At 74.8% G+C, this 8,323-nt stretch carries 8 protein-coding genes; 3 read left to right on the top strand and 5 right to left on the bottom strand.

Annotated elements, in window-relative coordinates:
• The 4 genes from ACWEVO_RS22025 to ACWEVO_RS22010 all read right to left on the bottom strand — a co-directional run.
• On the bottom strand, positions 1–504 hold a 504-nt coding region (locus tag ACWEVO_RS22025; RefSeq protein WP_452309407.1), incomplete at its 3' end, for an alpha-hydroxy-acid oxidizing protein.
• On the bottom strand, positions 497–1,525 hold the full coding sequence (locus ACWEVO_RS22020; protein WP_452309406.1) for an alpha/beta hydrolase: 1,029 nt from the start codon (positions 1,523–1,525) through the stop codon (positions 497–499). The genes ACWEVO_RS22025 and ACWEVO_RS22020, both read right to left, overlap by 8 nt.
• Before the next feature lie 9 nt (positions 1,526–1,534).
• Entirely contained in the window at positions 1,535–2,752 is a 1,218-nt protein-coding gene (locus ACWEVO_RS22015; RefSeq protein ID WP_452309405.1) for a cytochrome P450, read from the bottom strand.
• A gap of 67 nt (positions 2,753–2,819) precedes the next feature.
• Positions 2,820–4,100: an SGNH/GDSL hydrolase family protein gene (locus ACWEVO_RS22010; protein WP_452309409.1), complete on the bottom strand. Its 1,281-nt coding sequence runs from the start codon at positions 4,098–4,100 to the stop codon at positions 2,820–2,822.
• Positions 4,101–4,448: 348 nt separating this feature from the next.
• Here ACWEVO_RS22010 and ACWEVO_RS22005 point away from each other — a divergent pair, with 348 nt between their 5' ends.
• From ACWEVO_RS22005 to ACWEVO_RS21995, 3 genes are read left to right on the top strand one after another with little or no spacing between them, the layout of a single operon-like run.
• Positions 4,449–6,038, top strand: coding sequence for a class I adenylate-forming enzyme family protein (locus tag ACWEVO_RS22005; protein WP_452309404.1), 1,590 nt, complete (start codon positions 4,449–4,451; stop codon positions 6,036–6,038).
• On the top strand, positions 6,035–7,255 hold the full coding sequence (locus tag ACWEVO_RS22000; RefSeq protein ID WP_452309403.1) for an MFS transporter: 1,221 nt from the start codon (positions 6,035–6,037) through the stop codon (positions 7,253–7,255). The genes ACWEVO_RS22005 and ACWEVO_RS22000 overlap by 4 nt, the downstream gene beginning before the upstream one ends.
• A 29-nt stretch (positions 7,256–7,284) precedes the next feature.
• Positions 7,285–7,719: an MmcQ/YjbR family DNA-binding protein gene (locus ACWEVO_RS21995; protein WP_452309402.1), complete on the top strand. Its 435-nt coding sequence runs from the start codon at positions 7,285–7,287 to the stop codon at positions 7,717–7,719.
• Positions 7,720–7,895: 176 nt separating this feature from the next.
• On the opposite strand, the gene ACWEVO_RS21990 is transcribed toward ACWEVO_RS21995, so the two are convergent.
• The gene (locus tag ACWEVO_RS21990; RefSeq protein ID WP_452309408.1) at positions 7,896–8,315 is read right to left on the bottom strand and encodes an SLOG cluster 4 domain-containing protein; all 420 of its coding nucleotides are present in this window, start codon (positions 8,313–8,315) and stop codon (positions 7,896–7,898) included.
• Positions 8,316–8,323: the final 8 nt, after the last annotated feature.

Below are 8,323 nucleotides of genomic sequence, written 5' to 3'. Positions count from 1 at the left end.
GACGGGCGTGGTGCGGGCGGGGGTGGGGGACGGTTCCACGTGCGCGCAGAACCACACCGGGATCCGCTCCCAGTTCATGTTCAACCCCCCGCGCCCGCCGGCCGCCGCGACCTCCTCCAGCGGTGCGCTGGCCACGGTGCTGGCCACGTAGGGCACGCCGGCGGCCCGGGCGGCCGCGGCCAGGGCCACCTCGCCGTCGGGGTGCAGCAGTTTCTGGTACGCCATCGGCGCGACCGCGGCCGGCAGGGCGGACGTGCCGCCGGGCAGCGCCGTCTCGGTGCGCGGCACGTCCACGCCGGTGAGCACCCGGGGCAGCACCGTCACCCGGTCCAGGGCGGCGCGGTTGGCGGCCAGGGTGTTCTCCGCGCCGCTGCCACCCTCGACGAAGTCCCAGACCTCGGGCGGCAGCACCGCCCGGGCCAGCTCGGCGAAGTCGGCCAGGCTGGCGGGCGGGACGAACGCCGCCGCGGCGGCCGACGCCACGGCCACGGCCGACTCAGTCATGCTCGGCCCCGTCCGTCACCGGGCCGGCGACGCCCGCGGGGCTCAGCCCGAACCGGTCGCGCAGGAAGGCCGCCGCCTGCTCCTGGGCCCGCCGGCCGGCGTCGAATGCGCCCGGCATGGCGAAGAAGCCGTGGATCATGCCGGCGTAGCGGGTCGCCTCGGTGGGGACGCCGGCCTCCCGCAGCCGGGCGGCGTACCGCTCGCCCTCGTCGCGCAGCGGGTCGTGCTCCGCGGTGATCACCAGCGCCGGGGGCAGCCCGGAGAGGTCCTCGGCGAGCAGCGGCGAGGCGAGCGGGTGGGCCGCGTCGGCCGGATCGGCCAGGTAGTGCTGCCGGTACCAGGCGACGGAGTGCCGGTTGAACAGCAGCGGGTCCTCGTCGGCGGGCGACGGCTCCAGGTCGTTGGGCGGCGCCGGACGCGCCGAGCTGGAGTCGTCGACGCGGCCGGGCCGCTGGTCGGTGTTCGGGTAGACCAGCAGCTGGGCGACGAGCCGAGGACCGCCGTCGGCGCGGGCCAGCAGGGTGACCGCAGCGGCGAGGTTGCCGCCCGCGCTGTCCCCGCCGACCGCGATCCGGTCCGGGTCGACGCCGGCCTCGTCGGGGTGCGCGGCGAGCCAGCGCAGCGCCGTGTGGCCGTCCTCCACGGCGGCCGGGAAGCGGTGCTCGGGGGCCAGCCGGTAGCCCACCGTCACCGTCTGGCAGCCGGTGGCGTTGACCAGCCGCCGGCAGATCCCGTCGGCGGTGTCCACGCTGCCGAGCGTCCAGCCGCCACCGAAGAACCAGACCAGGGTGGGCAGCGGGCCGTCCCCGGTCGGGCGGTGGATCCGCACCGGCAGCGGCCCGTCCGGGCCGGGGACCTGCGTGTCGCGTACCTCCGCGACGGGCTCGACCGCGCCGGAGCCGGCGCGGATCGCGGCGAGGTCGGCGGCGCGGGCCTCGGCCAGGGTCTGGGTGTAGAGCGGTGCGGTGCCGGCGGCCGCGCGCGCGGCCCGCCACGCGACCACCTGCGGGTCGAGGGCCATCGTGGACTCCTAGCTGCCGGTGGTGACGAAGAGCTTGTCGATGCCGCGCAGGAAGAGGCTGCCGCTGTAGGTGAAGTCCCGGGTGACCCGCAGGCCGGGGAAGCGGGCGAACAGCCGGGGCAGGGCGAGCCGCCCCTCCAGCTTGGACACCGCCGAGCCGAGGCAGAAGTGCAGCCCGACGCCGAAGGCGAGCGAGGGCGGGCCGTCCCGGCGCGGGTCGAACCGGTCCGGGTCCGGGAACCGGGCCGGGTCGCGGTTGGCCGCGGCGATCAGCAGCAGCACGTTCTCGTCCGCCTTGACCGGCACGCCGCCCAGCTCGGTGTCGCGCGGGGCCGAGCGGGCCAGGAAGTGCACCGGGCTCTCCATCCGCAGGATCTCGTCCACACAACCGCGGGCCAGCGCGTCGTCGCCGGGCAGCGCGGCGACCACCTCGGGGTGGGCCAGCAGCAGCGGCAGGCCGTTGCTGAACATGTAGACGGTGGTGACGAAGCTGGCGTTGAAGAGCACGATCAGGTTGCTGATCAGCTCCTCCTCGGTCAGCTCCACCCCACCGGCGTCGAGCACCTCGACCAGCCCGCTGATCAGGTCCATGCCGGGCTGCCGCCGCCGGTGGGCGATCAGGTCCCGGTAGTAGGCGCGCAGCTCCTCGGCGGCCTGGTTGGCCCGGGCCAGCCGTTCCGGTGTCTTGCCGGCGACATCCATGTACTCGTCGATCCAGTCGACCCGCTGCCGGTACCAGGCCAGGTCCGCCTCGGGCAGCCCGATGAACTCGGCCATCACCAGCGCCGGGACCGGGTACGCGAAGTCGGCGACGAAGTCCACCTCGGCCCCGCCGGCGCCGGCCTCGGCCATCCGGTCGAGGCGCTCGTCGACGACCCGGACGATCACCGGCTCCAGCGCCCCCAGGCGGCGCGGGGTGAACGTCTTGGCGAACACCGACCGCATCCGGGTGTGGTCGGGTGGGTTGATGAACATCATGGAGCTGAGGAACGTCCGCAGGATCTCCTGCTGCTCCCAGCCCGGCGGGAAGCCCTTGTACCACTCCGGGTCGCGGAGCACCTGGTCCACCAGGTCGTACCCGCCGGCGACGGCGGTGATGGTGCTGTGCTCCGACCGGGTGGGGATGGCGTGGATCGGCCCGTGCCCGTGCAGGGCGGCGTACCACGGGTAGGGGTTCTGCCGGCCCTGCTCGCTGTACAGGCCGGTCAGGATCTCGTCGACGTCCACGGCGGTGGTTCCTCCCCAGGAGTAGGCGGCGGGGGCGGCGTGGTGCCGACGCCACCCCCGCCCGCTGTCACAGGCCCAGCAGTCGCAGCGGTACGGCGTCCGCCATCGCCTGCGCGCCGCTGTCGTTCGGGTGGATGTGGTCCCCGGCGTCGTACGCCGGCAGCAGCCGGCTCGGGTGCGTCGGGTCGCGCAGCACGGCGTCGAAGTCGAGCACGCCGTCGAACTCCGCCGCCCCGGCCCCGCGCAGCCAGGCGTTCACCGCCTGCCGGGTGGCCTCCTTCTCCTCGGTCCAGACCCCCGGCCCGCCGTTGCCCTCGTACGGGGTGATGGTGCCGACCAGGCTGGTCAGGCCGCGCTCCTTGGCCTGCTGGTTGATCTGCCGGAGGGTGGCGATGATGCTCTCGGCGCTGTCGCCGTTCATCCAGATGTCGTTGATGCCCAGGTGGGTGACGAGGGTGCGGACCCCGGTCTGCGGGAAGACGTCCTCGTTGAGCCGGGCCAGGGCGTTCGGGCCGAGCTCGTAGTAGCCGGGGAAGCCGCCCGCGCCGGGCTCGGTGCCCTCGTGGTTGAGCCGGTTGCCGGAGAGGCTCAGGTTGAGCACGCCGGGGGTGCGGACCTCGGGCCGGGCGTCGATGAGCCGCTTGGCGAGCAGGTCCGGCCAACGCCGGTCGGCGTTGACGGTGCTGCCGTTGCCGTCGCCGATCGAGTCGCCGAGGACGACGACCGAGCCGGGGCTCATCCGGCGTTCCACGTCGATGCCGGACAGGAACATCCAGCAGCAGTCCACCCTGCGGGTGAACTCGGGACTGGTGACGGCGCTGGTCAGGTCCGTGCCGCCGATGAAGGTGGTGGTCCGGGACTGGCCGTGGAAGGACACCGGGCCGGTGAGCACCGGGAAGTACAGCGTGACGACTAGGTCCTCCTGCTCGTCGACGGGGAAGTCCAGCGGGTCGCTGAGCAGCTCGGCGCCCTTGTTGATGGTGGCCGAGGCGGAGCCCTGGAAGGTCAGCTCGTGGACGGTGGCCGGGTCGATGTCGGACCGGTCCTCGGTCGCCGCGTCGGGCCGGGCGACGGTGGCGTGGCCGACCTTCACCGCCTGCTCGCCGTAGAGGTTGGTCAGCCGGACCCGGAGCCGGTCGCCGCCGACGGTGGTCTGCACGGTCATCCGGATGCTCTGGTTGTTCAGGCCGGTGTTGGTCAGGCCCACGGTGTTGCCGCGGGTCACCGCCGCGGCCCAGCTCGCCGCCCATTCGCTGCGCCCGGGCAGGGCGCCGTCGGTGTCGGCGGGGCCGGCGCTCGCGGTGACCGCCGGGGTGCCGGCGATCAGCAGTGCGGCGGCGGACGCTATGACGTGCCATCTCTTCGGGGTCGGCATTGATCCTCCATCGTCGGCAGCCCCGGGCACGGTCGGATCGACGGCGATGCCCGGGTGATGGACCGGAAACTAGCCGCCCGCGAAGACGAGCGTCAATCAACCTGATCGACATGATCGAATGTCCTCGAGGTGTCGGCGGGCACCGTTCGGCTCTGTCCCGGCCCGACCGGCGTGCCTAGGCTCTACAACCGGCGGCGGTGCGGTCGCCGGCCTGGCACCTGTCGCCCGTCCTGGCTCTGACTTGCCCGGACACTCGTTCCCGGCGGCCTGCGCGGGCGGATCCCCCGCCGGCCACCGGCCGATCACGATGGGGGCTGCGCGATGACTGACGGCGCCGACCGACCGACGTCCTACGTGCACCGGGCACTGGAGCTGTTCGCCGATTTCGGCGATCGCGAGGCGCTGGTCGGTGGCGGCCGGCGGCTGACCTACCGCGAGGTCGCCGCCGAGGTGCGCGGCCTGGCCGGCGCGCTGCTGCGGCACGGCGTACGGCCGGGTGACGCGGTGCTGGTGATGCTCGGCAACGCCGTCGAGGGCCCGCTGCTCCAGCTCGCCCTGCACCTGCTCGGCTGCCGGACCATGTGGGTCGCCCCGGTCACCTCCCGGCGGGAGGTCGACGAGTTCGTCGCCCTCGCCCGCCCCGACGCCTTCGTCCACGACGCCCGCGACGCCGACTCGCTCGGGCGGGAGATCGCCGCCGGGCTGGCCGGCGTACCGGTGCTCTGCCTCGGCTCCGGCGGCGCCGGGCCGGAGCTCACCGCCGACCTGGACGCGGCGGTCGAGCTGCCCGCCGGCGTGCCCTCCCCCGAGTCGTTCCTGCAGACCAGCGGGACCACCGGCACACCGAAGCTGGTGCACCACCGGGAGAGCTTCTACCAGCAGGTCCTCGCGCTGGCCGCGGACTTCCGCGCGGCCGGGTTCCCGCTGCTGCGGCACCTGTCGCACTCGCCGATGTGGCTGGCCAGCGGCCAGATCACCACCCTGTTCAACCTGTTCACCGGCGGGGTGCTGTTCCTGCGTGACCGGTGGGACCCGGCGGCGTTCATCCGGACCGTCGACACCGAGCGGCTCACCTCCACCTTCGTCACCCCGCCGATGCTCTACGAGGTGCTCGACCACCCGGCCCTGGACGGGGCCGACTTCTCCGCCATGTTCATGTTCAACGTGGGCGCGGGGCCCGCCGCGCCGGCCCGGCTGCGGCAGGCGATCGCCCGCTTCGGCCCGTGCCTGCGGATCGTGTACGGGCTCAGCGAGGCGGTGGTGATCTGCGCGCTGCCGGGGCTGACCGAGGACCCGGCGCACCCGGAGCGGCTGCGCTCCTGCGGCCGGCCGTACGGGGACGTGGCGGTGGAGATCCGCGACGCCGAGGGGCGGGTGCTGCCCGCCGGGGTGGACGGCGAGGTGTGGGCGCGTACGAAGCTGAGCTTCGCCGGCTACCACGGCCGGCCCGAGCTGACCGCCGAGTCGCTGGTCGACGGCTGGGTCCGCACCCGCGACATCGGCCACCTCGACGACGACGGCTACCTCTACCTGGTCGACCGGCTCCAGGACCGGATCCTCACCCAGCAGCGCAGCTGGCCGATCTACTCTCGCCCGATCGAGGACGTGCTCGCCGCCCACCCCGGGGTACGCGCCGCCGCCGTGATCGGCGTGCCCGACCCGGTGGCCGGCGAGCTGCCGTACGCGTACGTGGTGCCGGCGCCCGGGGCGGCGGTGACCGGAGACGAGCTGATCGCGCTGGTGACCCGGGAGCTGAGCGACACCTGGGCACCCGGGGCGGTGGAGTTCGTCGAGGCGCTGCCACTGAACCGCTCGGCCAAGGTGGACAAGCGCGCCCTGCGCGCCCGGTACGCCGCCGCCCACCCGGCCGACGCCGAGTCGGTGGGCACCGTGCTGGGGAGTTCGGCGTGACCCCGCACCGGGAGCTGTACACCCTGGTCGGGGCGGACCTGCTGTCCAACCTGGGCACCCGGATCTCGGTCGTGGCCATCCCCTGGCTGGTGCTGGAGACCACCGGCAGCCCGACCCGGATGGGTCTGGTCGCCGCGGCCGAGACGCTGCCGTACATGCTCTCCAGCGCCCTCGCCACCCCGTGGGCGGACCGGTTCGGGGTGCGCCGCACGGCGGTGACGGTGGACGCGGCCAGCGCGGCGGCGATGGCCGTGGTGGCGCTGGCCCCCTGGCTCGGCTTCGGTGCGCTGCTGGCGCTGGTCGCGGTGGCCGGCGGCCTGCGCGGCATCGGCGACCGGGGCAAGCACGTGCTGTTCAAGCCGGCCGCCGAGCGGGCCGCGGTGCCGCTGATCCGGCTCACCTCGGCGTACGACGGGCTGACCCGGGGCATGACGCTCTTCGGCGCGGTGCTCGGCGGGCTGCTCATCGACTGGGTCGGGGTGACCCGGGCGATCTGGCTCGACGCGGCCACCTTCGCGGTCTGCGCGCTGCTGATCGGCCTGCTGGTCCGGCCGCCCGCGCCGGCGCAGCCGGCCCCCCGGGAGAGCTACCTGCGCGCGCTGCGCGGCGGGTTCGGTCATCTGCGTACCGACCGGGTGCTGCTGACCATGCTGATTGTGGTCTCGGCGTCGAACATGTTCGCCAACGCCAGCGTCGCCGTGTGGATCCCGCTCTGGGTCGACCGGGTGCTCGGCGACCCGGCCGGCTTCGGCCTGGTGCTGGGAGTGTTCTCGGGCGGGGCGCTGCTGGGCAACCTACTCTTCACCGTGGCCGGCACCCGGCTGCCCCGCCGGCTCACCTTCGCCCTCGGCGTGACGCTCAGCGGCGCGCCCCGGCTGCTCGCCCTCGCCCTCAGCGACCACCTGGCCGTGGTGCTCACCGTGACCTTCCTGTCCGGCATCGCCATCGCGGCGGTCAACCCGCTGCTCGGCGCGGCGCTCTACGAGCGGGTGCCCGAGTCGTTGCAGACCCGGGTGCTGGGCATCGCCGGCTCGGTGGCGTTCGTCGGCCTGCCGGTGGGGGCGCTGCTCGGCGGCGCGTCGGTCGCGCTGCTGGGGTTGAGCCCGGCGCTGCTGGTGATGGCGGCGCTCTGCCTGCTGCTCACGGTCGGGCCGCTGCTGCTCAGCCGGCCCGCGGACACCCCGGCGGCGCAGCCGGCGGTCTCCGCACCCGCCTGATCCGCCGCCGGTCGGCGTAGGGTCGGCCCATGGCGACCTGGGACGACGTACGCCGGATCGCGCTCGCGCTGCCCGAGACCAGCGAGCGGGGCAGCCACGACGACCTGCCCGCCTGGCGGGTACGCGACAAGCTGTTCGTCTGGGACCGGCCGCTGCGGGCGAGCGACCGGGCGGCCCTGGGCGCGGATGCTCCCGACGGCCCGGTCCTCGGCGTGCGGGTACCCGACCTCGGCGCGAAGGAGGCGCTGCTCGCCGACGACCCGGCCGTCTACTTCACCACCCCGCACTTCGACGGGCACCCGTCGGTGCTGGTCCGCCTCGACCGGATCGGCGTGCCCGAGCTGACCGAGCGGATCACCGAGGCCTGGTACGCCCGCGCCCCGAAACGCCTCGCCGCCGCCCACCGGGCGTCCACCGACGCAACCGGTGCGCCCCATGCGGCTGAGCGTCTCGCACCGGGCTGACGCCACCTCGAACAGGCGGGACCCGGCCCGCGCCGCCCCGCCTGGCCATCACCGGCGACCCGCGGCAGCCTGCGGGGGTCGCCGGAAAAGAGAGGCTGCTCCGGAGCGACATGTCGGAGAGACATGATCATGTCTCTCCGACATGTCGCTCACGTGGACGTCGGCCGCCACGGACCTCACTCAGAGTCACCCGGAGCGACGGCGGCATGGACGGCGTCCTCCGGGGTGTCGACGTGGATCGGGCCGGGGACCGGCCGGCCGTGCGGGTCGACGATCCGCCAGCCGCCCAGCACGACGACCGGGACCCCGCCGCGCCGCATCGCCAGCGCCACCTCGCTGAGCGTGCCCCAGGAACCGCCGACTGCGATCACCGCGTCCGCGCTCCACGCCAGGATCGCGTTGCGCGCCTGCCCCATGTTGGTGACCAGGTGCGCGGAGACCTCGGCGGGGCCGGGCTCGGTGCCGTCGTCGGGGCGTACCGCGATGACCAGGCCGGCGCGGGCGCGGGCCCCGGGGGGGGCGGGGGGGGCGCCCCCGCCCCCCCCCCCCCCCCCCCCCCGGTGGCCCCCCCCGCGGCCCCCCCCCCCACAGGGCAGGGGCGCCC

The sequence above is a fragment of the Micromonospora sp. NPDC003776 genome, assembly GCF_053605645.1.
This window is presented reverse-complemented; position numbering and strand designations above follow the sequence as displayed.

Excerpts from the sequence above, each read along its gene's own strand:
- ACWEVO_RS22020 (WP_452309406.1), bottom strand. The coding sequence starts at position 1,525 with ATGGCCCTCGACCCGCAGGTGGTCGCGTGGCGGGCCGCGCGCGCGGCC.
- ACWEVO_RS22005 (WP_452309404.1), top strand. The coding sequence starts at position 4,449 with ATGACTGACGGCGCCGACCGACCGACGTCCTACGTGCACCGGGCACTG.
- ACWEVO_RS21995 (WP_452309402.1), top strand. The coding sequence starts at position 7,285 with ATGGCGACCTGGGACGACGTACGCCGGATCGCGCTCGCGCTGCCCGAG.